This window comes from Streptomyces roseolus (assembly GCF_014649855.1).
GTDB lineage: Bacteria > Actinomycetota > Actinomycetes > Streptomycetales > Streptomycetaceae > Streptomyces > Streptomyces roseolus.
Genome location: NZ_BMTV01000002.1, coordinates 302,970 through 327,464 on the forward strand (window position 1 = coordinate 302,970; position 24,495 = coordinate 327,464).

The following is a 24,495-nucleotide window of genomic DNA, read 5'->3' on the forward strand; positions in this document are numbered from 1 at the left end:
CCAGTTCCGGCCGTCAACCCCCGGGCCGTCGGGCAGACTCGAAGGAACCCGGAACACCTGAGATCCCGACAGGGCCGAGATCCGAAAGAAGGTGGAGCACGTGGACCGATGCGTCGTCCTGGTGGACGCCGGCTATCTGCTGGGAGCCGCCGCCAGCCTGCTCGCCGGAGAACCGGCCCGCTCCCGCATCACCGTCGACCACGCGGGCCTCATCCGGCAGCTCAGGGAGCGGGCCGAGACCGAGACCGGCCTCCCGCTGCTGCGGATCTACTGGTTCGACGGCGCCCCCGACCGGGTGCCCCAGCCCGAACACCGCAGGCTGCGCGTGATGCCCCGGGTCACCGTCCGGCTGGGCGCCCTGACCCGCAGCGACGGCCGCTGGGCCCAGAAGGGCGTCGACGCGGCCATGCACACCGAGCTCACCGAGCTGGCCCGCAACCGCGCCTGCACCGACATCGTCCTCGTCACCGGCGACGGCGACCTGCTGCCCGGCCTCATGTCCGCCAAGGAGCACGGCGTCGCCGTCCACCTCTGGGCCGTCCAGGCCGCCGACGGCGACTACAACCAGTCGGAGGACCTGGTCGCCGAGGCCGACGAGCGGCGCGTCCTCGACCGGAGCTGGATCACCCGGGCCGTCCGCGCCAAGGACCTCGCCGGCCTCTGCTCCCCGCCGCCGGCGCCCCGCCCCGAGATCGCCGCCATCCTCTCGGCGCCGCTGCCCGAGGCCGCCCTCGCCTCCGCCGAACGCGCCGCGGAGGCCGCGGAGGCCGCCGCGGCCTCGCGGAACGGCGGCCCGTCCTCCGACCGGGCGCCCGCCCCCGCCGTCGACGGCCACGCGCACGGCCCCGGAACCACCGCCGTCCCGCCGCCCGCCGCGGGGAAGTCCGTCCCCACCCCCAAGGACCTCGCCGGGCTGCGCTCCGCCGCCGCTCCGCACCCCACCGCGCCCCAGTCCGCGAGCGCCCTGCGCTGGTCCTCCGACCGGGGCTGGGTCGAGCGGCCCCCGGCCGCCCTCGGCGAGCCCGCCGAGACCGCCTCGTTGCCCACCCTCGCCCACCTCACCAGCGCCGAGCAGCGCTGGGCCGACCGCGAGGAGGACATCACCACCGTCGGCGGCGACCCCTTCGAGGTCGGACAGGTGTTCGCCCGCCGGTGGCTGGAGAGGCTCCCCGAGCAGTCCCACGTCCAGCGGCTCTCCGTCCTCTACCCCCGCATCCCGCACCGCATCGACGGCGAACTCCTCCGCTACGCCGCCCGGTTCGGCCTCCTCGCCCACAAGGACGACCAGATCGACGAGCACGACCGCTACGCCATCCGGGCCGGCTTCTGGCGCGAGATCGACGTCCGCACCGCCGCCGAAACCGCCCCCGCGCCCGCCCCGGGAGCGGCGACCCCGTAGGCTCTCCCCCCGTGAGTACGGTGTGCGTGGTGCGGGATCTGGTCAAGACGTACCCCGCCACGCGCGGCAGGCGCGGAGCGCCCGCGACTCCCGAGGTGCGCGCCACCGACGGGATCAGCCTCGACGTGCGCGGCGGCGAGATCTTCGGGCTGCTCGGGCCCAACGGGGCGGGCAAGTCCACCCTGGTCCGGCAGCTGACCGGGCTGCTGCGCCCCGACTCCGGCTCCGTCACGCTCCTCGGCCACGACCTCGTCCGCCACCCGGAGCGTGCCGCCCGCCTCCTCGCCCACCTCGGCCAGGAGTCCACCGCCCTCGACGAGCTGACCGTCTCCCTCGCCGCCGAGACCACCGGCCGGCTCCGCGGCCTGAGCGCCGCCGACGCCCGCGCCGGACGGGACGCCGTCCTCGACGAGCTGGGCCTCGGCGAGCTCGCCGACCGGCCGCTGAAGAAGCTCTCCGGCGGCCAGCGCCGGCTCGCCTGCTTCGCCACCGCCCTGGTCGGCCCGCGGCCCGTCCTCGTCCTCGACGAGCCCACCACCGGCATGGACCCGGTCGCCCGCCGCGCCGTCTGGGCCGCCGTCGACCGCCGCCGCGCCGAGGACGGCACCACCGTCCTCCTCGTCACCCACAACGTCATCGAGGCCGAGACCGTCCTCGACCGGGTCGCCGTCCTCGACCGCGGCCGGGTGATCGCCTGCGACACCCCCGCCGGGCTGAAGGAACGCGTCGCCGACGAGGTCCGCGTCGAGCTGCTGTGGCGCGAGTCCGCCCCGCTCGACCTCCCCGAGGTCGCCGCCCTGCGCGGGCTCGCCCAGGAGTCCGGCCGCCGCTGGGTCCTCCGCCTCGCCCCCGACGCCGCCCGCGCCGCCGTCGCCACCGTCACCGGCGGCGCCGCCTTCGCGGCCCTCGACGACTTCACCCTCGCCACGCCCAGCCTGGAGGACGTCTACCTCGCCCTCGGCGGCGCCGCCCGCGAAGGACTGGTGAAGGCGTGAGCACCGCCCCTCCCGCCCCCGGCGTGACCCCCCACCTCCCGCACGTCACCCCCAGGAGCTGTCCGCGTTGAGCACCCTGCCCGCCGAGGCCCTGCCGGCCGGCGTGAAGGCCGCCCGGGCCCAGGGCGCCGAGGAGGCCGCGCCCCTCGCCCCGCCCGCCCGGCTGCTGCCCTCCCTCGCCGCCGTCTACCGGGCGCAGCTCAGCCGGGCCCGGGTGGCCCGGATCCCGCTGCTCTTCGTCGCCACCTTCCAGTCCATCGGCATCATGATCATGATGCGGGGGGTCGTCGACGGCGGCTCCGAGGCCCGCGCGGTCGTGGCCGGCTCCACCGTCCTCGTCGTCGCCTTCGTCGCCCTCAACCTGCTCGCCCAGTACTTCGGGCGGCTCCGCGCCGACGGCGGCCTCGACCACTACGCCACCCTGCCCGTGCCGCCCGCCGCCGTGGTGCTCGGCGCCGCCGGCGCGTACGCCTCCTTCACCGTCCCCGGCACGCTCGTCACCGCCGTCACCGGCGCCGTCCTCTTCGGCCTGCCGCTCGGCCACCTGTGGCTGCTCGCCGCCGTCGTGCCGCTCTCCGGCGCCGCCCTCTCCGGGCTCGGCGCCGCCCTGGGCCTGCTCGCCCCCCGCCAGGAACTGGCCACCCTGCTCGGCCAGCTCGGCATGTCCGCCGCCCTCCTCCTCGGGGTGCTGCCGGCCGAGCGGATGCCGGAGCCGATCGCCTGGGCGCGGGACCTGCTCCCGTCCACGTACGGCGTCGAGGCCCTGGCCCGGGCCTTCGACCCGCGCCCCGACTGGGCGGCCGTCGCCCTCGACCTCGCCGTCTGCGGCGTCGTCGGCGTGCTGTCGCTGGCCCTCGCGACCTGGGCGTACCGCAGGGCGGCGGTCCGCTGAGGCGGGTCGCGGGGACACCTGGCACCATGGCGGGGTGACCGCACCCCTGACTCCCTCCCAGCCGCCGCCGCACGATTCCGGGTGGCCGCCGCCCCCGCCGCACCAGGGGCCCGCCGGTGACCCGATCACGGCGGCCGAGGTCGTCCAGGGACTGGTGGTGACGGCCGCCTCCGCGGTGGCCGGGGCGGTGCTCGGCGCGCTCTGGGTGTGGCTGGCGCCCGCCGTCCAGCTGATCTCCGACGGCGAGGGCGTCTATCTGCGGAACTCCGAGGGGGAGGCCGCGATCGGCGCCGACGGCACCTTCGTCCTCCTCGCGCTCGCCTTCGGCGCGGTCGCCGGGCTCGTCGTGTTCCTGGCACGCCGCAAGGGCGGGGTGCCGCTCGTCCTCGGGCTGGCGATCGGCGGCGTCCTCGGATCGCTGCTCGCCTGGTGGCTGGGGACGAAGCTGGGGCCGACCGCCGACGTGGTCGCGCACGCCAAGGCCGTCGGCCCGAACGTCGTCTTCGACGCCCCGCTGAAGCTCCGGATGGGCGCCGCGGCGATGCTGGCCTGGCCACTCGCCGCGACGGTCGTCCACCTGCTCCTGACCGGGGTCTTCGGCCCCCGCGACCCGGAGCAGGGCCCCTGGGACGCGTACCGGCGCTGACCCGGGGTCAGCCGCGGCCGATCGGGGCGAGCACCGCCGAGGTGAGCGCGGCCAGGTCGGCGGGGGAGAGCTCGACCTCCAGGCCCCGCCGGCCGGCCGAGACGCAGATCGTCTCGTGCCCCGACGCCGAGGAGTCGAGCACCGTGCGCAGCCGCTTGCGCTGTCCCAGCGGGGAGATCCCGCCCCGCACGTAGCCGGTGGTCCGCTCGGCCGCCGCCGGGTCGGCCATCGCCGCCCGCTTGCCGCCGACGGCCGTCGCCAGCGCCTTCAGGTCCAGCTGCCCGGCGACCGGCACCACCGCCACCGTCAGCTCCCCGTCGACGTCCGCCACCAGCGTCTTGAAGACCCGGTCGGGCGTGACGCCGAGCGCCTCCGCCGCCTCCTCGCCGTACGAGGGGGCCGCCGGGTCGTGCTCGTAGGCGTGCAGGGTGTACGCCGTCCCGGCCGCGGCCAGCGCCACCGTCGCCGGGGTGCCTCCGGCGTTCTTCTGCTTCTTCTTCGCCACGGGGCTTCCTCGGTTCCCTCGGTCCGTCAGTTCGGGTGGGTGGGCGCCTGCGTCAGCTCCACCGCCGGCAGCGACGGGAGGTGGCGCAGCACCGCCGTCTCCGCCCGCAGCAGCGCCAGCTCCTCGCGCAGCCGGGCCGTGGTGTCCGGCGCCTCCAGGAGCCGCTGCTTCGTCGGCACGTCCACCATGGCCGCCGCCGCGACCAGATACGACACCACCGAGGGGTCGTCGGGCAGCTCCGCGGTGGTCAGCGAGCGCTCCCGCGCCCCCGCGAGCCGCTTCTGGTAGGAGCGGAAGGCCCGCAGCACGCCCTCGGCGAGCGCCTCCGCCTCCTCGCCCGGGTCCTCCGGCAGCTCCTCGGTCTCGGCCGTCAGGAAGGGGCCGCTCGCGTCCACCGAGCGCAGCCGCACCCGGGTGGTGCCGGTGACCATCACCTCGTACGAGCCGTCCGCGCGCTGCCGGATGCTCGCCGCGTCCGCGACGCACCCCACCGGGTGGAAGCTCCGGATCGGGTCCGGTCCGAAGCCGGCCGCCGGGCCCTTCTCGGGGAGGGCCGTCGGGTCCGGCATCCCGGGCGCGGTCGGCGCCACCTCGGACCCGTCCCGGATCGCGACCACGGCGAACCGGCGCGGCTCGGCGACGTCGATGTCGAGGAGCGCGCGCATCATGGCGCGATATCGCTCCTCGAAGACGTTGAGAGGCAGCACGAGGCCCGGGAACAGCACCGCGTTGAGCGGGAAGAGGGGCAGGCGAGCGGAGGTCACAGCGGCCAAGCCTAATGGCCGCGCGGACCGCTCCGTCCGGGGATCGCGCGAGCCCGTCCCCACAGCGGGGTCCGGCGCGCCAGCTCCGCCCGGGTCCGGTCCCGGGCGGCGAGGAACCGCCGCAGCGGATCGTGCCCGCCGACCGCCCACGGGAAGGAGGTGGCGTAGGGCCCCGTGCGGCCGAACTCGGCCAGCGCCTCCTCCCACCGCTCCCGCTCCACGAGGACGTACGCCAGCAGGTTCCGCACCTCCGCGGGCCACGGGTCGCCGGGGGCGAACGCCGCCGACAGCGCCAGGCCCCGGTCCGCGGCCCGGTCGATCCGCGCGCCGTCCGCCGCCGCCGGCCCGGCCGCCGTGCCCGCCTTTCCGGAGCCCGTCGGCCGGTCCCGGCCGGGACCGGCCGACGGGCGCAGCGCCTCGTGGGCGGCGCGCACCGGCAGCGCCCGCACCAGCGAGCCGGGCGCCGCGTCGTCGGCGGCCTGCTCCGCGAAGTCGAAGGCCGCCCGCTGCGAGCCGTACCACTGCGCCGACAGGTACTTCAGGGCGGCGACGTGGCAGCCGTAGTGGTGCGGGGAACGGAGCAGCGCCTGCTCCCACAGCCCTTCGAAGACCGCGTGCCCGGCGTGCGCCCCGCGCGCGTGGTCGAGGGCGAGCCGCCACGGCACCGGATCGCGCCCGGCCTCCTCGGTGAGCGGCCGCAGCAGGGGGTCGAGCTCGCGCAGCCGCTCGGCCCGGGCCGGCGACTCCCAGGCCCGGCGCACCGCGAGCTGGGCCGCCACGAGGAGCGCGTCGGGGTCCCGTGGCGCGGCCTCCCGCCACCGGTCCAGCCACTCGCCCCGGTGGTACGCGAAGGTGGCGAGCCGCCCCACGTAGCGGTCCCGGTCCTCCCACTCCGCGGCGTCCCGGGTGGTCGCGAGCAGCTTCGCAGCGGGCTCCGGGTCGCCGAGCGCGGCGGCGACCAGGGCGGGGGAGAGCCGCCCGTCGGGGGCGTCCAGCAACACGTCGTCGTCCGGCGTCAGCCCGGCGGCGAGACGCGGGGCGTGCCGGGCCGAGCGGGCGGTGCCGACCAGGGCGCGGAGGAAGGGCATGTCAGCTCGTATCCTCCCACCGGGCGGGGCCGGGGGCCCGCCGTCCGCCCCCGCCTTCACCCGGATCACACCCGCTCTCCCCCTGGCCGTCACGCCGCCCGTGCGGCCGCCCGTCGCGTCGGCCGTCACGAGAGCAGCCGGGGGGGGGCTCACCCCCGGCTGAGCAGCCGGGTCGCGCCCGCCGCCACCGTGGTGGCCAGGATCCAGCCGAGCAGGATCAGCACCGCCGCCGTCCACTGCCAGCCGCCCTCCAGCTTCCAGTAGCCGTCCTGGCCGAGGGTGATCACCGGGAGCAGCAGGTCCAGGGCGTACAGCGTGCCGTTCCACGCCGGGCCCTCGCCCTGTTTGATCGGCACCGGGTCGTACCGGGAGAAGGCCAGCGTGCCCGCCGCCCACAGCACCGCCATCCACAGCGCCGCCCGGCCCGGCCGGTAGCCGTACGCCACCGTCCAGTCCTGGACGTACCCCCACAGCTTCCCCGCGACGGGCAGCGTCTCCCGTCTGCGCCGCTGCTTGGCGAGCAGCACCTCCCGGGCGTCGGCGTCCTCCCCGCTGGCCCGCAGCACGGCCGCGAGGCGTTCGTACGGCTCCGGGGCGTACTCCGGGGTCGCCGCGGCCACCCAGGCGATCCGCCGGGCCAGCGGGAAGTGGCCGTACGGCACCAGGTTCTCGTAGACGAAGCCGCTCATCGCGAGGCCGCCCGGGCCCGGCCAGCTGGTCGACAGGTCGATCAGCGTCACCACCTTCGCGCCGTTCAGCACCACGCGGCCCTCCTCCGGCCGCTCGCCGTTGAACCTCAGCTCCGGGGTGACGATCCGGCGCAGCGACAGCTCCTCCCGGCGGGCGCCGCTCAGCAGGAAGCGGGCGTGGCTGAGGTCCACCGCGTCCCCGAACCGGCCGTCGTCGAGCCGCACCCCGCCGTGGAACTCGGCGGGCTTGCGCCGGGCGTCCCGGAGCGGCGCCACGCCGTACGGCGGGGTCGCCGTGGACGGGCCGTCGCCCGCGTACACCCAGGCGGCGTTCAGATACAGGGTCCGCTCCACCGTCAGCTGCGGGGCGTTCAGCGCGCGCCGGCCGCGGTCCCCGCGCAGCACGCTGCCCCGCAGGCTGAGCGAGACGCCGACCTTCGCCCCGCGCAGGCTGAACTCGCCGTGCGTCTCGATCAGCTCGGCCTGGAGGTCCTGCGCCACCGACAGGCCGTCCGCCGTGATCGCCCGGCCGCGGCCGTCCGGCCACACCCGGATCTGGTTGAGCAGCAGGTCCGTGCCGATCTGCGCGTCCGTCAGCCGGATGCCGCGCAGCACCCGGCAGCGCGGCAGGTGGAGGTCGCCCTCGGTGTGCAGCCGGGCCGCCTCCAGGCGGGGGAGGGCACAGCCGACCAGCCGCAACGTGCCGAACCGGGCCTCGGGCAGCAGCACCTCGTCGTCGAAGCGGCAGCCCTGGAGCTCCACGTACGGCCCTATGGAACCGCCCGCCAGGTCGAGCACGCCGGTGATCCGCACCCCGCGCAGCTTCAGCGCGGCCACCCGGCCCGGCCGGGCGGCGGGCCCGCCGAGCAGCAGCGCCGCCACCACGTCGGCGCGCACGCTCCGCTCCGGCCCCCACACCGCGTCCCCGAACGGGTCGTCCCGCTCCGGCACCCCCTCCGTCAGATCGCAGGTCCTGCCGATCCGGAACGCCTGCCACACGGCCCGCTCCGGGCCCGTGAGACCGTCCGGCATCCCGTCCTCGTGCGGCTCGGTCACTGCCGCCCCCTCGCTCTCCCCGATGCGCTCCCACCACTCCGCTCACCGGGAGCAGTGGATTCGTACAGTCGTTCTTCCCGCACTGTGACGGGCTGAACGCTAACGGTCAGGAGTGGCGAGGAGACGCCACAGTGGCGCGTATCGACCAACGGCAAGCCGTGTATCAGCCAGTGATACGGGAGTCCGGCGCCGTGGGCCGTCTGCGAGAATTGACCCGTGATCTCTCGAATCGATCTGCGCGACGAGGCCCTCCCCGAGGGTTCCGCCCTGCGCGACCTGCTGCCCCGTGCCGAGTTCGACGTGGAAGCCGCCCTGGAGACGGTGCGGCCGATCTGCGAGGACGTCCGGCATCATGGCGCGGCGGCGGTGATCGAGTACGGGGAGAAGTTCGACGGCGTGCGGGTCCCGGGCCTCCGGGTGCCCGCCGAGGCGATCGCCCGCGCCCTCGACGAGCTCGACCCGGCCGTCCGCGCGGCCCTGGAGGAGTCCATCCGGCGCGCCCGCCTGGTCCACCGCGAGCAGCGCCGCACCACCCACACCACCCAGGTCGTGCCCGGCGGCACGGTCACCGAGAAGTGGATCCCCGTCGACCGCGTCGGCCTGTACGTGCCGGGCGGCCGGGCCGTCTACCCGTCCTCCGTCGTGATGAACGTCGTCCCGGCCCAGGAGGCCGGCGTCCCGGGCCTGGCCGTGGCCTCCCCGCCGCAGAAGGAGTTCGGCGGCCTGCCGCACCCGACGATCCTCGCCGCCTGCGCCCTCCTCGGCGTCGACGAGGTCTACGCGGCCGGCGGCGCCCAGGCCGTCGCTATGTTCGCCTACGGCACGGAAGGCACCGCCGACGAGCCCGGCTGCGCCCCCGTCAACCTGGTCACCGGCCCCGGCAACATCTACGTCGCCGCCGCCAAGCGCCTCCTCAAGGGCCGCATCGGCATCGACGCCGAGGCCGGCCCGACGGAGATCGCGGTCCTCGCCGACGCCACCGCCGACCCGGCGCACGTCGCCGCCGACCTGATCAGCCAGGCCGAGCACGACCCCATGGCCGCCTCCGTCCTCGTCACCGACTCCGAGACGCTCGCCGAGGCCGTCGAGGCCGAGCTGGAGACCCAGGTCGCCGCCTCCAAGCACGTCGACGACCGGATCGCCCCGGCCCTGGCCGGCAAGCAGTCCGCGATCGTCCTCGTCACCGACCTGGAGGACGGCCTCAAGGTCGTCGACGCCTACGGCGCCGAGCACCTGGAGGTCCAGACCGCCGACGCCGCCGCCCTCGCCGACCGGGTCCGCAACGCGGGCGCGATCTTCGTGGGCCCCTGGTCGCCGGTCTCCCTCGGCGACTACTGCGCCGGCTCCAACCACGTGCTGCCCACCGGTGGCTGCGCCTGCCACTCCTCGGGCCTCTCCGTGCAGTCCTTCCTGCGCGGGGTGCACATCGTGGACTACACGCGCGACGCGCTCGCCGACGTGGCCCACCACGTGGTCACCCTCGCCGAGGCCGAGGACCTCCCGGCCCACGGCGCGGCGATCAAGGCCAGGTTCGGCTGGAAGGTGCCCGAGAACAAGTGAACGCGTACGACAAGACCGGGATCGACGACCTGCCGATCCGCGAGGAGCTGAAGGGCAAGTCGCCCTACGGCGCCCCCCAGCTCGACGTGCCCGTCCAGCTGAACACCAACGAGAACCCCTACCCGCTGCCCGAGCCCCTGGTGGCCCGGATCGCGGAGCGGGTCGCCGAAGCCGCCCGGAGCCTCAACCGCTACCCCGACCGGGACGCGGTGGAGCTCCGCACCGAGCTGGCCCGCTACCTCACCCGCACCGGGGGTCACCCGGTCGCCGTCGGGAACGTCTGGGCCGCCAACGGCTCCAACGAGGTCCTCCAGCAGCTCCTCCAGACCTTCGGCGGCCCGGGCCGCACCGCGATCGGCTTCGAGCCCTCGTACTCGATGCACTCCCTGATCGCCCGCGGCACCGGCACCGGCTGGATCTCCGGGCCGCGCAACGAGGACTTCACCATCGACGTCGGGGCCGCCGAGGCCGCGATCGCCGAGCACCGGCCCGACGTCGTCTTCGTCACCTCGCCCAACAACCCCACCGGCACCGCCGTCGAGGCCGCGGTCGTGGAGCGGCTGTACGAGGCCGCCCAGGCCGCGAAGCCCTCCCTGGTCGTGGTGGACGAGGCGTACGTGGAGTTCAGCCACCGCGCCTCGCTGCTGCCGCTCCTGGAGGGCAGGCCCCACCTGGTGGTCTCCCGGACCATGTCCAAGGCCTTCGGTGCCGCCGGACTCCGCCTCGGCTACCTCGCCGCCCACCCGGCCGTCGTCGACGCCGTGCAGCTGGTCCGGCTGCCGTACCACCTCTCCGCCGTCACCCAGGCCACCGCGCTCGCCGCCCTGGAGCACACCGACACCCTCCTCGGGTACGTCGAACAGCTCAAGGCCGAGCGCGACCGGCTCGTCGCCGAGCTGCGCGCGGCCGGCTACGAGGTCACCGAGTCCGACGCCAACTTCGTCCAGTTCGGGCGCTTCCCGGACACGCAGGAGGCGTGGCGGAAGATCCTCGACCGGGGCGTCCTGGTCCGGGACAACGGCGTACCCGGCTGGCTGCGGGTCACCGCCGGCACCCCCGAAGAGAACGACGCGTTCCTCGACGCGGTTCGTGAGCTGAAGAAGGAGCAGAACGCATGAGCCGCGTAGGCCGCGTGGAGCGCACCACCAAGGAGACCTCCGTCGTCGTCGAGATAGACCTCGACGGCACCGGGAAGGTCGACGTGTCGACCGGGGTCGGCTTCTACGACCACATGCTCGACCAGCTCGGCCGCCACGGCCTCTTCGACCTCACGGTCAAGACCGACGGCGACCTCCACATCGACTCCCACCACACCATCGAGGACACCGCCCTCGCCCTGGGCGCCGCCTTCAAGCAGGCGCTCGGCGACAAGGTCGGCATCTACCGCTTCGGCAACTGCACGGTCCCGCTGGACGAGTCCCTCGCCCAGGTCACCGTCGACCTCTCCGGCCGCCCCTACCTGGTGCACACCGAGCCGGAGAACATGGCGCCGATGATCGGCTCCTACGACACCACCATGACGCGCCACATCCTGGAGTCCTTCGTGGCCCAGGCGCAGATCGCGCTGCACGTGCACGTGCCGTACGGCCGCAACGCCCACCACATCGTGGAGTGCCAGTTCAAGGCGCTCGCCCGGGCCCTGCGCTACGCCTCCGAGCGCGACCCGCGGGCCGCCGGGATCCTCCCCTCCACGAAGGGCGCGCTGTAACCGTGACCGGCCTCTCCACCATCCTGATCGTCGTCGGGCTCTTCCTGCTCGGCGGCATCTACTCCTTCGTCAAGCAGCAGATGCCCAAGGGCCTCATCGTGCTGCTCTCCCTCGGCGCCGCCCTGTGCCTCACCGCCGGCGTGCTGCGACTGGACGTGTGGTCATGAGCACGACTCCCCAGAAGAAGGTCGTCGTCTTCGACTACGGCTTCGGCAACGTCCGCTCCGCCGAGCGCGCGCTCGCCCGCGTCGGCGCCGACGTCGAGATCACCCGCGACTACGAGACGGCGATGAACGCCGACGGGCTCCTCGTCCCCGGCGTCGGCGCCTTCTCCGCCTGCATGAAGGGCCTCAAGGAGGCCCGCGGCGACTGGATCGTCGGCCGCCGCCTCGCCGGCGGCCGCCCCGTCATGGGCATCTGCGTCGGCATGCAGATCCTCTTCGAGCGCGGCATCGAGCACGGCGTCGAGACCGAGGGCCTCGACGAGTGGCCCGGCACCGTCGAGCCGCTGAACGCCCCCGTCGTCCCCCACATGGGCTGGAACACGGTCGACGCGCCCGAGGGCACCGAGCTCTTCGCCGGGCTCGACGCCGACGCCCGCTTCTACTTCGTGCACTCCTACGCGGTGCGCGAGTGGAGCCTGGAGGTCGGCAATCCCAACATCCGCGCCCCGAAGGTCACCTGGGCCACCCACGGCGAGCCGTTCGTCGCCGCCGTGGAGAACGGCGCGCTGTGGGCCACCCAGTTCCACCCCGAGAAGTCCGGCGACGCCGGAGCCCAGCTCCTCACCAACTGGATCGGAACCCTGTGAGCACTCTCGAACTCCTCCCCGCCGTCGACGTCCGTGACGGCCAGGCCGTCCGGCTCGTCCACGGCGAGTCCGGCAGCGAGACCTCCTACGGCTCCCCGCTGGAGGCCGCCCTCTCCTGGCAGCGCTCCGGCGCCGAATGGCTCCACCTCGTCGACCTGGACGCCGCCTTCGGCACCGGCGACAACCGCGAGCTGGTCCGGCAGATCACCGAGGCCATGGACATCAAGGTCGAGCTCTCCGGCGGCATCCGCGACGACGCCTCGCTCGCCGCCGCCCTCGCCACCGGCTGCACCCGCGTCAACCTCGGCACCGCCGCCCTGGAGACCCCCGAGTGGGTCGCCAAGGTCATCGCCGAGCACGGCGACAGGATCGCCGTCGGCCTCGACGTCCGCGGCACCACCCTCAAGGGCCGCGGCTGGACCAGCGAGGGCGGCGACCTCTACGAGACCCTCGCCCGCCTCGACTCCGAGGGCTGCGCCCGGTACGTCGTCACCGACATCGGCCGCGACGGCACCCTCACCGGCCCCAACACCGAGCTCCTGAAGAACGTCTGCGCCGCCACCGACAAGCCGGTCGTCGCCTCCGGCGGCGTCTCCTCCCTGGACGACCTGCGGGCCCTCGCCGGTCTCACGCACCTGGGCGTCGAGGGCGCGATCGTCGGCAAGGCGCTCTACGCCAAGGCGTTCACCCTGGAGGAGGCCCTGCGGGCGGTGGCGTCCGCATGAGCGACTCCGTGCGCAAGGTCGTCACCGGCGCCCCCTGGGAGGAGCAGTTCGGCTACTCCCGCGCCGTCGAGCTGCCGAACGGCACCGTCCTCGTCGCCGGCTGCACCTCGGTGGTCGACGGCCAGATCGCCGACGGCGGCCCGTACGAGCAGGCCGTGAACTCCTTCCGCGTCGCCTTCGACGCCCTGAAGCAGCTCGGCCTCGGCGCCGAGGACGTCGTCCGCACCCGCATGTACCTCACCCACGCGCGGGACGTGGACGAGGTGGGCCGCGCCCACAAGGAGCTGTTCGACGCGGTCCGCCCGGCCGCCTCGATGATCATCGTCTCGGGCTTCGTCGACCCCCGCCTGGTGGTCGAGGTCGAGGTCGAGGCCTACAGGAGTGAAGCGGCATGAGCCTCGCCGTACGCGTGATCCCCTGCCTGGACGTGGACAACGGCCGGGTCGTCAAGGGCGTCAACTTCCAGAACCTGCGGGACGCCGGCGACCCCGTCGAGATGGCCAAGCTGTACGACGCCGAGGGCGCCGACGAGCTGACCTTCCTCGACATCACCGCCTCCTCCGGCAACCGCGAGACCACCTACGACGTGGTGCGCCGCACCGCCGAGCAGGTCTTCATCCCGCTCACCGTCGGCGGCGGCGTCCGCGCGGCGGAGGACGTCGACAAGCTGCTGCGGGCCGGCGCGGACAAGGTCGGCGTCAACACCGCCGCCATCGCCCGCCCCGAGCTGATCCAGGAGATCGCCGAGCGCTTCGGCCGCCAGGTCCTCGTCCTGTCCGTGGACGCCCGCCGGACCGCCTCCGGCTCCTTCGAGGTGACGACGCACGGCGGCCGCAAGGGCACCGGCATCGACGCCGTGGAGTGGGCCCACCGCGCCGCCGAGCTCGGCGCGGGGGAGATCCTGCTCAACTCGATGGACGCGGACGGCACCAAGGACGGCTACGACACCGAGATGATCACGGCCGTCCGCAAGCACGTCACGGTCCCGGTCATCGCCTCCGGCGGCGCCGGCAAGCTCGGCGACTTCGCCCCGGCCGTCGCCGCCGGCGCGGACGCGGTGCTCGCCGCCTCCGTCTTCCACTTCGGCGACCTGCGGATCGGCGAGGTCAAGGGAGCGCTGCGGGAGGCGGGGCACGAGGTCCGCTGAGACTTCGCTCCGCTTGTGGGGAGGGCCCCTTCGGGGGCCCTCTTCGTCGCCCGCACCGCGACCGCCTCCCAGCTCGCCGACCAGGTCGACGAAGCCGTCTCCCTGGTGAGCTACCACCTGCGCAAGCTCGCCGACGGCGGGCTCATCGAGGAGGCCGAGACGCAGTCCGCCGACGGCCGCGAACGCTGGTGGCAGCCCAGCTCCTACGGCTTCGGAATCCACGAGGAGGACGTCAAGGACGCCCCCGAACTCGCCGCGGCCAGCGCCGCCTTCGGCCGTACCGTCAGCGAGCAGCGGGCCGAGATGCACACCCGCTTCCTCGACGAGCGCCTCACCTGGTCCGACGCCTGGCGTTCCGCCTCGATCAGCTCCGAATGGCTGCCCCGGCTCACCGCCGCCGAACTCGCCGCCCTCGGCGCGGAGCTGGAGGCCGTCCTCCGCAAGTACGACCAGGCCGCCCGCGCCGCCGAGGCCGCCGGCGACACCGAGGGCCGCGAGAACGTCGCCGTCCATCTCCACGGCTTCCCCTACCGCCCGTGACCGCCGTCGTCGAGGCCCGCCCCGCCCGCCGCAGCCCCCAGGTCCTGCGCCGGCTCGGCGCCTACACCGCCTCCACCCTCGGCGACAGCGTCTTCTGCCTGGCCCTCTCCTGGGCCGCCGTCAGCGGCGGCACCCCCGCCCAGGCGGGGCTCGTCATGGCCGTCGCGGCCGTGCCCCGCGCGCTGCTCATGCTCTTCGGCGGGGTGATCGCCGACCGCTTCGGCCCGCGCCGAGTCGTCCTCGCCTCCGACACCGTCCGCTGCCTGGTCACCCTCGGCCTCGCGGCGACCCTCTTCCTCGCCTCCCCCGGCCTGGGGGCGCTCGCCGCCGTCGCCCTCGTCTTCGGCACCGTCGACGCCCTCTTCCTGCCGGCCGTCGGCGCCCTGCCGCCCCGGATCGCCGACCGCGACCAGCTCGCCCGCGTCCAGGGCATGCGCGGCATCGCCCACCGGACGGGCACCGTCGTCGGCGCCCCGCTCGGCGGCCTCGCCGTCGCCGTCGGCGGCACCGCGAACGCCTTCGCCGTCGCCGGCGCCCTCTTCGCGTGCTCCCTGCCCCTGCTCGCCGCGCTCCGGCTCCGCCCGCTGCCCCGCGAGGACGCCCCGGACGGCACCGCCCCGCGCGGCCTCGCCGACGGCCTGCGCCACCTCCGCGGCCACCCGGTGCTCGGCCCGCTGATGCTCGTCGTGCTCCTCAGCGACCTCGGCTTCACCGGCCCCCTCAACGTCGGCCTCGCCGTCCTCGCCGAACAGCGCGGCTGGGGCGCCTCCGGCATCGGCTGGGTCCTCGCCGGCTTCGGCGTCGGCGCGGGCGCCGCGTCCCTGCTGCTGACCGTCAGGGGACACGTCCCCCGGACCGGCCTCGTCATGGGCTGGACCATGGTGATCGGCGCCGTGGCGATCGGCGCCCTCGCCCACCTGCCCCAGCTCGCCCTCGCCGTCCTCACCGCCCTCACCGTCGGCCTGTTCGCGGGACTCTCCGGAGCCCTGTGCAACGCCCTGATCCAGACCGAGTGCGACCCCGCGTACCTCGGCCGGGTGAGCGCCGTCGCCGGCCTCGGCAGCCTCGGCATCGCACCACTGAGCTATCCGGTCACCGGCGCGGCGATCGGCCTCTGGGGGACCGGCCCGGTCTTCGCCGTCAGCGCCGCCGTCTGCGCCCTCTCCGGCGTGTACGCCCTCGCGGTCCGCGCCGTCCGCCGCGCCGAACTCCCGAAGCCCTAGCTAGAGCCCCAGCTGCTTCGTCGTGCCCAGCAGCTCGATCGCGTCCGGGTCGCCCTCCAGGCCCACCTTCGCCACCTCCGTACGCCCGTACAGGTACATCGTCAGCTCGGCCGGCTCCCCGGAGACCGTCACCACCGGGGTCCCCTTGTGCGCGACCACCGTCTGGCCGTTCGGGCGGCGCAGTACCAGGCCCACCGGGGCCTTGCGGCCGAGGAGGCGGGCGGCCTTCTCCAGGCGGGACCAGAGGGCGTCCGAGAAGACCGGGTCCAGCTCGCGGGCCGACCAGCCGGACTGGGCCCGCCGGACGTCCTCGGCGTGGACGTAGAACTCCACGACGTTCGCGCCCTCGTCCACCTGCTTGATCGTGAACGGGGAGAAGCGCGGCGGACCCGTACGGATGAGCCGGATCAGCTCCTCGTACGGCTTCGCGGCGAACTCCTCCTGCACCCGCTCCAGGCGCTCCTTCAGCGCGGGCACGAGCGTCCCGGCCGCCGCGTCGGGGCGCCGCTCCCGCACCACCACGTGCGCCGCGAGGTCCCGGGTCCGCCAGCCCTCGCACAGCGTCGGGGCGTCGGGACCGGCCGCCTCCAACAGATCAGCGAGCAGAAGCCGTTCACGTTTGGCATGGGTCGACATGACCGCCAGCGTACGATCTCGCCGCGCCGTCCGCCCAGTGGACACCCGGCCGGGCGCGCCCCCGCGCCACGGCACAATGGCGGCATGAGCAGCACGCCCCGGACCCCCAGCGCCCTCGACCCGGCCATCGCCGCCCGCCTCAAGCGCGGCGCCGACGGCCTGATCCCGGCCATCGCCCAGCAGTACGACACCGGCGAGGTGCTCATGCTGGGCTGGATGGACGACGAGGCCCTGCACCGCACCCTCACCACCGGCCGCTGCACCTACTGGTCCCGCAGCCGGAACGAGTACTGGGTCAAGGGCGACACCTCCGGGCACGTCCAGCACGTCAAGTCGGTCGCGCTCGACTGCGACGCCGACACGATCCTCGTCACGGTCGACCAGACCGGCGCCGCCTGCCACACCGGCGCCCGCACCTGCTTCGACGCCGACGTGCTCCTTCCCGCATCCGAGTAGGGTCTGGCGCCATGGATCTCGAGACCTTCCGCAAGCTGGCGGCCGACCGCCGCGTCATCCCCGTCAGCCGCAGGCTCCTCGCGGACGGCGACACCCCGGTCGGGCTCTACCGCAAGCTCGCCGGCGAACGCCCCGGCACCTTCCTCCTCGAATCCGCGGAGAACGGCCGCAGCTGGTCCCGCTACTCCTTCATCGGCGTCCGCAGCGACGCCACGCTCACGGTGAAGGACGGCGAGGCCCACTGGCTCGGCACCCCGCCCGTCGGCGTCCCCGTCGACGGCGACCCGCTCGCCGCCCTGCGCGCCACCGTCGAGACCCTCCACACCCCGCGCGACCTGGCCGGCGACCTGCCGCCGTTCACCGGCGGCATGGTCGGCTACCTCGGCTACGACATCGTCCGCCGCCTGGAGCGCATCGGCGACTCCACCCGCGACGACCTGGAGCTCCCCGAGCTCACCATGCTGCTCACCAGCGACCTCGCCGTCCTCGACCACTGGGACGGCTCGGTCCTGCTGATCGCCAACGCGATCAACCACAACGACCTGGAGACCGGCGTCGACGAGGCGCACGCCCACGCCGTCGCCCGCCTCGACGCGATGGAGGCCGACCTGGCCCGCCCCGTCGCCACCACCCCCGCCGCCCTCCCGCCCTCCGAGCTCCCCGGGTACTCCGCGCTCTGGGGCGGCCCCGCCTACCAGGACGCCGTCGAGGACATCAAGGAGCGGATCCGGGCCGGCGAGGCCTTCCAGGTCGTCCCCTCGCAGCGCTTCGAGACCCCCTGCACCGCCTCCGCGCTCGACGTCTACCGGGTCCTGCGGGCCACCAACCCGTCCCCGTACATGTACCTCTTCCGCTTCGAGAACGGCTTCGACGTCGTCGGCTCCAGCCCCGAGGCCCTCGTCAAGGTCGAGGACGGGCAGGCGATGCTCCACCCCATCGCCGGCACCCGGCACCGCGGCGCCACCCCGCAGGAGGACCACGACCTCGCCGAGGAACTGCTCGCCGACCCCAAGGAGCGCGCCGAGCACCTCATGCTCGTCGACCTCGGCCGCAACGACCTCGGCCGGGTCTGCGCCCCCGGCTCCGTCGAGGTCGTCGACTTCATGTCGATCGAGCGGTACTCCCACGTCATGCACATCGTCTCCACCGTCACCGGCCGGGTGGCCGAGGGGAAGACCGCCTTCGACGTCCTCACCGCCTGCTTCCCCGCCGGCACCCTCTCCGGCGCGCCCAAGCCCCGCGCGATGCAGATCATCGAGGAGCTGGAGCCGTCCCGGCGCGGACTGTACGGCGGCTGCGTCGGCTACCTCGACTTCGCCGGGGACGCCGACACCGCCATCGCCATCCGCACCGCGCTCCTGCGCGACGGCACCGCCTACGTCCAGGCCGGCGCGGGCGTCGTCGCCGACTCCGACCCGGCCGCCGAGGACGCCGAGTGCCGCAACAAGGCCGCCGCCGTCCTCCGCGCCGTCCACACCGCCAACCGGATGAAAGGTTCATCGCAGCCGTAGGGGATAGTGGGGTACGTGAGTGCCGTACCCGTACCCCAGCCCCGAGCCGCCCGCGCGGCCGTCACCTCCGGCGGCCGGCGGAGCCTCGCCGTCGCCCTGCTCCTCGGTGCCCTCGGAGCCACCGTCGTACTGCTCTCCGCCGGCCAGATCTGGGCCGAGGGCACCGCGTCGGTCGCCGGGGGCACCGTCCCCGTCGAGGCCGACGGCGGCACCGTCACCGGCGTCCCGACCGCCCTCGCGATCGTCGGACTCGCCGCCCTCGTCGCCGTCTTCGCCGTCCGCCGCACCGGCCGCACCCTCGTCGCCGGGCTCCTCGCGCTCAGCGGCGCCGGCGCCGCCCTCGCCGCCTTCCTCGGCGCCTCCGACAGCGCCGCCCTCGACGCGGAGGCCGCCCGGATCAGCGGCGACACCGCCGCGGCCGTCGCCGGCCTCACCCATACGGCCTGGCCGTACGTCGCCGCCGCCGGCGCCCTCCTCATCCTCCTCGCCGGCCTCTTCGCCCTCCGCTACGGCAAGAGCTGGCCCGCGATGGGCGGCCGCTACGAGCGCTCCGGCGCCCCCCGGCCGGCCCGCCGGCCCGCCACCGGCGACCCCGACCGCCCCGAGGACCTGTGGAAGGCGCTCGACCGCGGCGAGGACCCGACGCACGACGCGTGATCGTCCGGGACCCCCCGAGTCACCCCCGCGGGGTCATGTGCGGAAGAATGACGCCGTCATCACATGACGGCCGTCATCTTCGACGTCACCACCGAGCAACATCTACGAGGAGCAACTCATGGCGGGCAGCGCCCACGGACACACCCCGGCCGCCTGGACCGGTGTCATCATCTCCTTCATCGGCTTCTGCATCGCCGGAGTCTTCATGGTGGCGGCGAACATCCCCGGCTTCTGGGCCGGCATCGGCGTCGTCGTCCTCGGCGGTGTCGTCGGCGGCGCGATGAAGATCGCCGGTCTCGGCATGCCCAAGGAGTCCCAGGCCGTCGCCTCGGCCCGCGAGTCCGCGACCGCCGCGATCAGGTCCCGCGCCTGACACCCGGCCCCGTGTCCGGGACCCCCGCGTGACACGCGCGGGCCCGGAGCCACACGAACGGCGCAGTCCGGCACGGCCGGGCCGCGCCGTCGTGCGTCCCCGGGCGGCCCGGGCGACAATCACGGCGTGACCGCCGAGCCCACCCCCCAGACCGCCCCCCGGCCCCACGAGGCCGAGGAGTTCCGGCGCAGGCCGCTCGGGCGGCGGCTGCTCGCCCCGCTCGCCACCCTCGCCGGCGCCGGCGCCGCCTTCACGTACGTCGGCCTCGTCGACCCCAACGAGCCCGGTCACTACCCGGTCTGCCCGCTGCTCCGCTTCACCGGCCTGTACTGCCCCGGCTGCGGCGGTCTGCGCAGCGCCCACGCCGTCGCCCACGGCGACCTCGCGACCGCCCTCGGTGCCAACGCCCTCGCCGTCGCCGGCTACGCCGTCTGCGCGGTCCTCATGGCGGTCTGGCTGGTTCACGCCGTCCGCGGCAGGCCGACCCGGATCGTCCCGAGGCCCGCCTCGTGGTGGACGATCGGGGCGCTGACCGCCCTTTTCACGGTGGTCCGGAACCTTCCCGCCGGCTCCGCGCTGGTCCCCTGAAGTCCCAGCTTGTGGGACGCCGCGCCGCTCGATGCGGATCAGAGGCCCCGCTGCGGATACCATCGACATGGCTGAACCGTGTTCATTCAGGTTCCGTGGAACCGTCACCGTCCCGGAAGGGGGCCTCTCGCGTGAGTGTGCTCGACGAGATCATCGAAGGCGTGCGCGCCGACCTCGCAGAGCGGCAGGCGCGGGTCTCCCTCGACGAGCTCAAGGAGCGGGCCGCCAAGGCCCCGCAGGCCAAGGACGGGGTGGCCGCGCTGCGCGGCGACGGCGTCACGGTGATCTGCGAGGTCAAGCGCTCCAGCCCGTCCAAGGGAGCCCTCGCGGCCATCGCCGACCCGGCGGGGCTCGCCGCCGACTACGAGGCGGGCGGCGCCGCCGTCATCTCCGTCCTCACCGAGCAGCGCCGCTTCGGCGGCTCGCTCGCCGACCTGGAGGCCGTGCGCGCCCGGGTGGACATCCCGGTCCTGCGCAAGGACTTCATCGTCACCGCCTACCAGCTCTGGGAGGCCCGGGCGTACGGAGCGGATCTCGCGCTCCTCATCGTCGCGGCCCTGGAGCAGGAGGCCCTCGTCTCCCTCATCGAGCGCGCCGAGTCCATCGGACTCACCCCGCTCGTCGAGGTCCACGACGAGGAGGAGGTCGAGCGCGCGGTCGACGCCGGCGCCCGGATCATCGGCGTCAACGCCCGCGACCTCAAGACCCTCAAGGTCGACCGCTCCACCTTCGAGCGCGTCGCCCCGGAGATCCCGGCCGGCATCGTCAAGGTCGCCGAGTCCGGCGTCCGCGGCCCGCACGACCTCATCGCCTACGCCAACGCCGGCGCCGACGCGGTGCTGGTCGGCGAGTCGCTGGTCACCGGCCGCGACCCGAAGACCGCCGTCGCCGACCTGGTCGCCGCCGGCACGCACCCCGCCCTGCGGCACGGGCGGAGCTGAACCGACCGTGACCCCGCGCCGCGCCGTGCCGACCGCCCCGGGCTCCGCAGCCCGCGGGCCCGTCGGCATGCGCGCGGTCGCCGTGGTGCCCCACGCGCGGCTCGCCCGGGGCTGCCGGCCCCGGGGCTGCCGGGCGCCCGCCCGCCGGGTCCACGGCCGCCGGGTCCGCCACTGCATCGGCTCCGAACCGGGCACGGTCCCGGGCATGCGATGGCGCGCCTCCTCCGACACGCGCGCAGGCCTGTAGTCCGCTGATGCGGCGCCCCTGCCGGGCCCAGGCTTTCCGCGTCTGAACCCGCACCCGCCGTACGGCTCCGTACGGGTGCGGGTCCAGGCGCAGGTGCGGAGGCACCGCGAAGGTGCCGTTCCGTCGTGCCCGCCCGTTCCTCCCCCGAGGTCTTCGTCCAGGGGCCCCGAGCGGAACGACTGCCCACGACGGAGCGGCGGCGGCCGCAGTCGCCACGCGCGCGCGTACGAAGCGAGTCACGTCCTTTCACGACCGCATCGCCCCGCGAGGAGCAGCATCAGCATGACCAGCGAGTTCTTCATCCCGGACCCGGAGGGTCTGGTCCCGTCGCCCGAGGGCTACTTCGGCGCCTTCGGCGGCAAGTTCATCCCCGAGGCCCTCGTCGCCGCCGTCGACGAGGTCGCCGTCGAGTACGAGAAGGCCAAGAACGACCCCGAGTTCGCCCGCGAGCTCGGCGACCTCATGGCGAACTACACCGGCCGCCCGAGCGCCCTCACCGAGGTGCCCCGGTTCGCCGAGCACGCCGGCGGCGCCCGGATCTTCCTCAAGCGCGAGGACCTCAACCACACCGGCTCGCACAAGATCAACAACGTGCTCGGCCAGGCCCTGCTGACCAAGCGCATGGGCAAGACCCGGGTCATCGCCGAGACCGGCGCCGGCCAGCACGGCGTCGCCACCGCCACCGCCTGCGCCCTCTTCGGCCTCGACTGCACCATCTACATGGGCGAGGTCGACACCCGGCGCCAGGCCCTCAACGTGGCCCGGATGCGGATGCTCGGCGCCGAGGTCGTCGCGGTGAAGTCCGGCAGCCGCACCCTCAAGGACGCCATCAACGAGGCGTTCCGCGACTGGGTCGCCAACGTCGACCGCACCCACTACCTCTTCGGCACCGTCGCCGGACCCCACCCCTTCCCGGCGATGGTCCGCGACTTCCACCGGGTCATCGGCGTCGAGGCCCGCCGCCAGCTCCTGGAGCGGGCCGGACGCCTCCCCGACGCGGCGATCGCCTGCGTCGGCGGCGGCTCCAACGCCATCGGCCTCTTCCACGCCTTCCTGCCCGACACCGGCGTCCGGCTCATCGGCTGCGAGCCGGCCGGCCACGGCGTCGAGACCGGCGAGCACGCGGCCACCCTCACCGCCGGCGAGCCCGGCATCCTGCACGGCTCCCGGTCGTACGTCCTCCAGGACGACGAGGGCCAGATCACCGAGCCGTACTCGATCTCGGCGGGCCTCGACTACCCGGGCATCGGCCCGGAGCACTCGTACCTCAAGGACAGCGGCCGCGGCGAGTACCGGGCCGTCACCGACGACGCCGCCATGCAGGCGCTGCGGCTGCTCTCCCGCACCGAGGGCATCATCCCGGCCATCGAGTCGGCGCACGCGCTCGCCGGGGCCCTGGAGGTCGGCAAGGAGCTCGGCAAGGACGCGCTCCTCGTCGTGAACCTCTCCGGCCGCGGCGACAAGGACATGGACACGGCCGCCCGCTACTTCGGGCTGTACGAGACGGACGCGGAGGTGGCCGCCGACCGGGCCGGCACCGCCGAGATCGAGGGAGACGCCAAGTGACCGGCAACATCCAGCTGCTCGGCGACACCCTCGACCGGGCGAAGGCCGAGGGCCGGGCCGCGCTCATCGCCTACCTCCCGGCCGGTTTCCCGACCGTGGACGGCGGCATCAAGGCCGTCAAGGCCGCCTTCGAGGGCGGCGCCGACATCGTCGAGGTCGGCCTCCCGCACAGCGACCCGGTCCTGGACGGCCCCGTCATCCAGACCGCCGACGACATCGCCCTGCGCGGCGGCGTGAGGATCGCCGACGTCATGCGGACGGTGAAGGAGGCCCACGAGGCCACCGGCAAGCCGGTCCTCGTCATGACCTACTGGAACCCGATCGACCGCTACGGCGTCGAGCGCTTCGTCCGGGAGCTCGCCGAGGCCGGCGGCGCCGGCTGCATCCTGCCCGACCTGCCGGTGCAGGAGTCCGCGCTGTGGCGGGAACACGCCGACGCGCACGGTCTCGCCACCGTCTTCGTCGTCGCCCCCAGCAGCAAGGACGAGCGGCTCGCCACCATCACCGAGGCCGGCTCCGGCTTCGTCTACGCCGCCTCCCTCATGGGTGTCACCGGCACCCGCGAGTCGGTCGGCGAGCAGGCCGCCGACCTGGTCCGCCGCACCCGGGTCACCTCGAAGATCCCGGTCTGCGTCGGCCTCGGCGTCTCCAACGCCGTCCAGGCCCGCGAGGTCGCCGCCTTCGCCGACGGCGTCATCGTCGGCTCGGCCTTCGTCCAGCGGATCCTCGACGCCGACGGCGACGAGGCCGCCGGACTCGCCGCCGTGAAGGAACTGGCGGCCGAACTGGCGGACGGCGTGCGCCGCGACTGATCACCCGACGTAGTCCGTTCGGGTGGACATGGGACCGGGGAGGCGCGCAGGCGCCTCCCCGGTTCGTTGCTGTGGGCGTGAGCGAGAAGAACCGTGACGGTAGTGACAAGAGCGCGCGGGCGCGCCTCCAGCAGCAGCGCGAGCGCGACAAGGCCCGGGAGAAGCAGCGGCGGGTCCTGATCGTGACGGCGGGAGTGGTCGGCGTCCTCGGCCTCGCCGCCGTCGTCGGCGTGATCGCCGCGAGCGCCGACAAGGACTCCGGATCCGACAAGGCCGGACCCGTCGTCGCCCCCACCGGCGCCGTCGAGGGCGACAAACCGGCCATCCCCACCGGGAAGGCGGACGCCCCGTCCACCCTCCAGATCTGGGAGGACTTCCGCTGCCCGGCCTGTGCCCAGTTCGAGAACGTGATGAGGGACTCCATCCACGAGCTGGAGGCCGCCGGGGCGCTCAAGACCGAGTACCACCTCGCCACCCTCATCGACGGCAACATGGGCGGCAGCGGCTCGCTGCGCGCCGCGAACGCGGCGGCCTGCGCCCAGGACGCCGGCAAGTTCACCCCGTACCACGACACGCTCTACATGAACCAGCCGCAGGAGACCGACGACGCCTTCGGCGACAACGGCAAGCTGATCGAGCTGGCCGCCAAGGTCCCCGGCCTCGACACGCCGTCGTTCCGCTCCTGCGTCCAGGACGGCACGCACGACGGCTGGGTGGAGAAGTCCGACGAGGCCTTCCAGAACGGCGGCTTCCGCGGCACACCGTCCGTCCTGCTCAACGGAGAATCGATCTTCCCGACCAAGGGCTCCGAGCAGATCTCGCCGGAGAACCTGAAGAAGTGGGTCGCCGAGGCCAACAAGGGCAAGAAGCCGGGCACGGCCTCCCCTTCGGCCGGGTAGCGCCGGCGGGTTAGTTACCCAGACGTTGCCGGGCGGGCTGCCGGTCCGCCCGCCCGGCAGG

General features: G+C 74.5%; 29 protein-coding genes. 24 read left to right on the forward strand and 5 right to left on the reverse strand.

Annotation, left to right across the window (positions count from 1 at the left end; all coding sequences use genetic code 11):
• Positions 1-91 precede the first annotated feature (91 nt).
• From IE245_RS03440 to IE245_RS03455, 4 genes are all read left to right on the forward strand, one after another.
• Entirely contained in the window at positions 92-1,399 is a 1,308-nt protein-coding gene (locus IE245_RS03440; RefSeq protein ID WP_189945184.1) for an NYN domain-containing protein, read from the forward strand.
• Positions 1,400-1,410: 11 nt separating this feature from the next.
• Positions 1,411-2,394, forward strand: a complete 984-nt coding sequence (locus IE245_RS03445; protein WP_189945185.1) for an ABC transporter ATP-binding protein — start codon at positions 1,411-1,413, stop codon at positions 2,392-2,394.
• A 67-nt stretch (positions 2,395-2,461) separates the two neighbouring features.
• Positions 2,462-3,286: an ABC transporter permease gene (locus IE245_RS03450; protein WP_373305257.1), complete on the forward strand. Its 825-nt coding sequence runs from the start codon at positions 2,462-2,464 to the stop codon at positions 3,284-3,286.
• A 34-nt stretch (positions 3,287-3,320) separates the two neighbouring features.
• Entirely contained in the window at positions 3,321-3,932 is a 612-nt protein-coding gene (locus IE245_RS03455) for a DUF2567 domain-containing protein (protein WP_189945186.1), read from the forward strand.
• A gap of 7 nt (positions 3,933-3,939) precedes the next feature.
• Here the strand turns inward: IE245_RS03455 and ybaK are convergent, their stop codons facing one another.
• From ybaK to IE245_RS03475, 4 genes are all read right to left on the reverse strand, one after another.
• Positions 3,940-4,437, reverse strand: coding sequence for a Cys-tRNA(Pro) deacylase (gene ybaK / locus IE245_RS03460; RefSeq protein ID WP_189945187.1), 498 nt, complete (start codon positions 4,435-4,437; stop codon positions 3,940-3,942).
• A 26-nt stretch (positions 4,438-4,463) separates the two neighbouring features.
• Positions 4,464-5,201, reverse strand: coding sequence for an LON peptidase substrate-binding domain-containing protein (locus tag IE245_RS03465; RefSeq protein WP_189945188.1), 738 nt, complete (start codon positions 5,199-5,201; stop codon positions 4,464-4,466).
• Positions 5,202-5,212: 11 nt separating this feature from the next.
• Positions 5,213-6,289, reverse strand: coding sequence for a hypothetical protein (locus IE245_RS03470; protein ID WP_189945189.1), 1,077 nt, complete (start codon positions 6,287-6,289; stop codon positions 5,213-5,215).
• A 149-nt stretch (positions 6,290-6,438) separates the two neighbouring features.
• Positions 6,439-8,034 (reverse strand): oxidoreductase, encoded by a 1,596-nt coding sequence (locus IE245_RS03475; protein ID WP_189945190.1) that lies wholly within the window; start codon positions 8,032-8,034, stop codon positions 6,439-6,441.
• Between the two features lie 216 nt (positions 8,035-8,250).
• Here IE245_RS03475 and hisD point away from each other — a divergent pair, with 216 nt between their 5' ends.
• Genes hisD through IE245_RS03525 form a run of 10 tightly spaced genes read left to right on the forward strand, consistent with a single transcriptional unit; the run spans position 8,251 to position 15,748 of the window.
• Positions 8,251-9,594, forward strand: coding sequence for a histidinol dehydrogenase (gene hisD / locus IE245_RS03480; RefSeq protein WP_189945191.1), 1,344 nt, complete (start codon positions 8,251-8,253; stop codon positions 9,592-9,594).
• Positions 9,591-10,712 (forward strand): histidinol-phosphate transaminase, encoded by a 1,122-nt coding sequence (locus IE245_RS03485; RefSeq protein WP_189945192.1) that lies wholly within the window; start codon positions 9,591-9,593, stop codon positions 10,710-10,712. The genes hisD and IE245_RS03485 overlap by 4 nt, the downstream gene beginning before the upstream one ends.
• A complete protein-coding gene (gene hisB / locus IE245_RS03490; protein ID WP_030492957.1) occupies positions 10,709-11,302 on the forward strand; it encodes an imidazoleglycerol-phosphate dehydratase HisB in 594 nt (197 codons plus the stop codon). The genes IE245_RS03485 and hisB overlap by 4 nt, the downstream gene beginning before the upstream one ends.
• Positions 11,303-11,304: 2 nt before the next feature.
• Positions 11,305-11,469: a CG2302 family histidine operon protein gene (locus tag IE245_RS03495; RefSeq protein ID WP_189945193.1), complete on the forward strand. Its 165-nt coding sequence runs from the start codon at positions 11,305-11,307 to the stop codon at positions 11,467-11,469.
• Positions 11,466-12,113, forward strand: coding sequence for an imidazole glycerol phosphate synthase subunit HisH (gene hisH, locus IE245_RS03500; protein ID WP_189945194.1), 648 nt, complete (start codon positions 11,466-11,468; stop codon positions 12,111-12,113). Before IE245_RS03495 ends, hisH begins: the two co-directional genes overlap by 4 nt.
• The gene (gene priA, locus IE245_RS03505; RefSeq protein WP_189945195.1) at positions 12,110-12,838 is read left to right on the forward strand and encodes a bifunctional 1-(5-phosphoribosyl)-5-((5-phosphoribosylamino)methylideneamino)imidazole-4-carboxamide isomerase/phosphoribosylanthranilate isomerase PriA; all 729 of its coding nucleotides are present in this window, start codon (positions 12,110-12,112) and stop codon (positions 12,836-12,838) included. Before hisH ends, priA begins: the two co-directional genes overlap by 4 nt.
• A complete protein-coding gene (locus tag IE245_RS03510) occupies positions 12,835-13,233 on the forward strand; it encodes a RidA family protein (RefSeq protein ID WP_189945196.1) in 399 nt (132 codons plus the stop codon). Before priA ends, IE245_RS03510 begins: the two co-directional genes overlap by 4 nt.
• Complete coding sequence (gene hisF, locus IE245_RS03515; RefSeq protein ID WP_189945197.1) at positions 13,230-13,985, forward strand: imidazole glycerol phosphate synthase subunit HisF; 756 nt, start codon at positions 13,230-13,232, stop codon at positions 13,983-13,985. The genes IE245_RS03510 and hisF overlap by 4 nt, the downstream gene beginning before the upstream one ends.
• A 15-nt stretch (positions 13,986-14,000) precedes the next feature.
• On the forward strand, positions 14,001-14,525 hold the full coding sequence (locus tag IE245_RS03520; protein WP_189945198.1) for a winged helix-turn-helix domain-containing protein: 525 nt from the start codon (positions 14,001-14,003) through the stop codon (positions 14,523-14,525).
• Complete coding sequence (locus IE245_RS03525; protein WP_189945199.1) at positions 14,522-15,748, forward strand: MFS transporter; 1,227 nt, start codon at positions 14,522-14,524, stop codon at positions 15,746-15,748. Before IE245_RS03520 ends, IE245_RS03525 begins: the two co-directional genes overlap by 4 nt.
• Here IE245_RS03525 and IE245_RS03530 read toward each other — a convergent pair whose 3' ends face one another.
• Positions 15,749-16,384, reverse strand: a complete 636-nt coding sequence (locus IE245_RS03530) for a TIGR03085 family metal-binding protein (RefSeq protein WP_189945200.1) — start codon at positions 16,382-16,384, stop codon at positions 15,749-15,751.
• 84 nt (positions 16,385-16,468) lie between these two features.
• Here IE245_RS03530 and hisI point away from each other — a divergent pair, with 84 nt between their 5' ends.
• The 10 genes from hisI to IE245_RS03575 all read left to right on the forward strand — a co-directional run bounded on the left by hisI (position 16,469) and on the right by IE245_RS03575 (position 24,434).
• On the forward strand, positions 16,469-16,840 hold the full coding sequence (hisI, locus tag IE245_RS03535) for a phosphoribosyl-AMP cyclohydrolase (RefSeq protein WP_189945201.1): 372 nt from the start codon (positions 16,469-16,471) through the stop codon (positions 16,838-16,840).
• A gap of 11 nt (positions 16,841-16,851) precedes the next feature.
• Complete coding sequence (locus tag IE245_RS03540; protein ID WP_189945202.1) at positions 16,852-18,351, forward strand: anthranilate synthase component I; 1,500 nt, start codon at positions 16,852-16,854, stop codon at positions 18,349-18,351.
• 6 nt (positions 18,352-18,357) lie between these two features.
• Positions 18,358-19,008, forward strand: coding sequence for a TIGR02234 family membrane protein (locus IE245_RS03545; protein ID WP_189945203.1), 651 nt, complete (start codon positions 18,358-18,360; stop codon positions 19,006-19,008).
• Positions 19,009-19,126: 118 nt separating this feature from the next.
• Positions 19,127-19,381: an HGxxPAAW family protein gene (locus IE245_RS03550; protein ID WP_189945204.1), complete on the forward strand. Its 255-nt coding sequence runs from the start codon at positions 19,127-19,129 to the stop codon at positions 19,379-19,381.
• A gap of 126 nt (positions 19,382-19,507) precedes the next feature.
• The gene (locus IE245_RS03555; protein ID WP_189945205.1) at positions 19,508-19,969 is read left to right on the forward strand and encodes a DUF2752 domain-containing protein; all 462 of its coding nucleotides are present in this window, start codon (positions 19,508-19,510) and stop codon (positions 19,967-19,969) included.
• A 131-nt stretch (positions 19,970-20,100) separates the two neighbouring features.
• Positions 20,101-20,910: an indole-3-glycerol phosphate synthase TrpC gene (trpC, locus tag IE245_RS03560; RefSeq protein WP_189945206.1), complete on the forward strand. Its 810-nt coding sequence runs from the start codon at positions 20,101-20,103 to the stop codon at positions 20,908-20,910.
• A gap of 67 nt (positions 20,911-20,977) precedes the next feature.
• Complete coding sequence (trpM, locus tag IE245_RS36675) at positions 20,978-21,157, forward strand: tryptophan biosynthesis modulator TrpM (RefSeq protein ID WP_229851056.1); 180 nt, start codon at positions 20,978-20,980, stop codon at positions 21,155-21,157.
• Positions 21,158-21,439: 282 nt separating this feature from the next.
• Positions 21,440-22,723 carry a tryptophan synthase subunit beta gene (gene trpB / locus IE245_RS03565; RefSeq protein WP_189945207.1) on the forward strand — a complete coding sequence of 428 codons (1,284 nt, stop codon included), beginning with the start codon at positions 21,440-21,442 and terminating at the stop codon, positions 22,721-22,723.
• Positions 22,720-23,535 carry a tryptophan synthase subunit alpha gene (trpA, locus tag IE245_RS03570; RefSeq protein WP_189945208.1) on the forward strand — a complete coding sequence of 272 codons (816 nt, stop codon included), beginning with the start codon at positions 22,720-22,722 and terminating at the stop codon, positions 23,533-23,535. The genes trpB and trpA overlap by 4 nt, the downstream gene beginning before the upstream one ends.
• A 77-nt stretch (positions 23,536-23,612) precedes the next feature.
• The gene (locus IE245_RS03575; protein WP_189945209.1) at positions 23,613-24,434 is read left to right on the forward strand and encodes a DsbA family protein; all 822 of its coding nucleotides are present in this window, start codon (positions 23,613-23,615) and stop codon (positions 24,432-24,434) included.
• Positions 24,435-24,495: the final 61 nt, after the last annotated feature.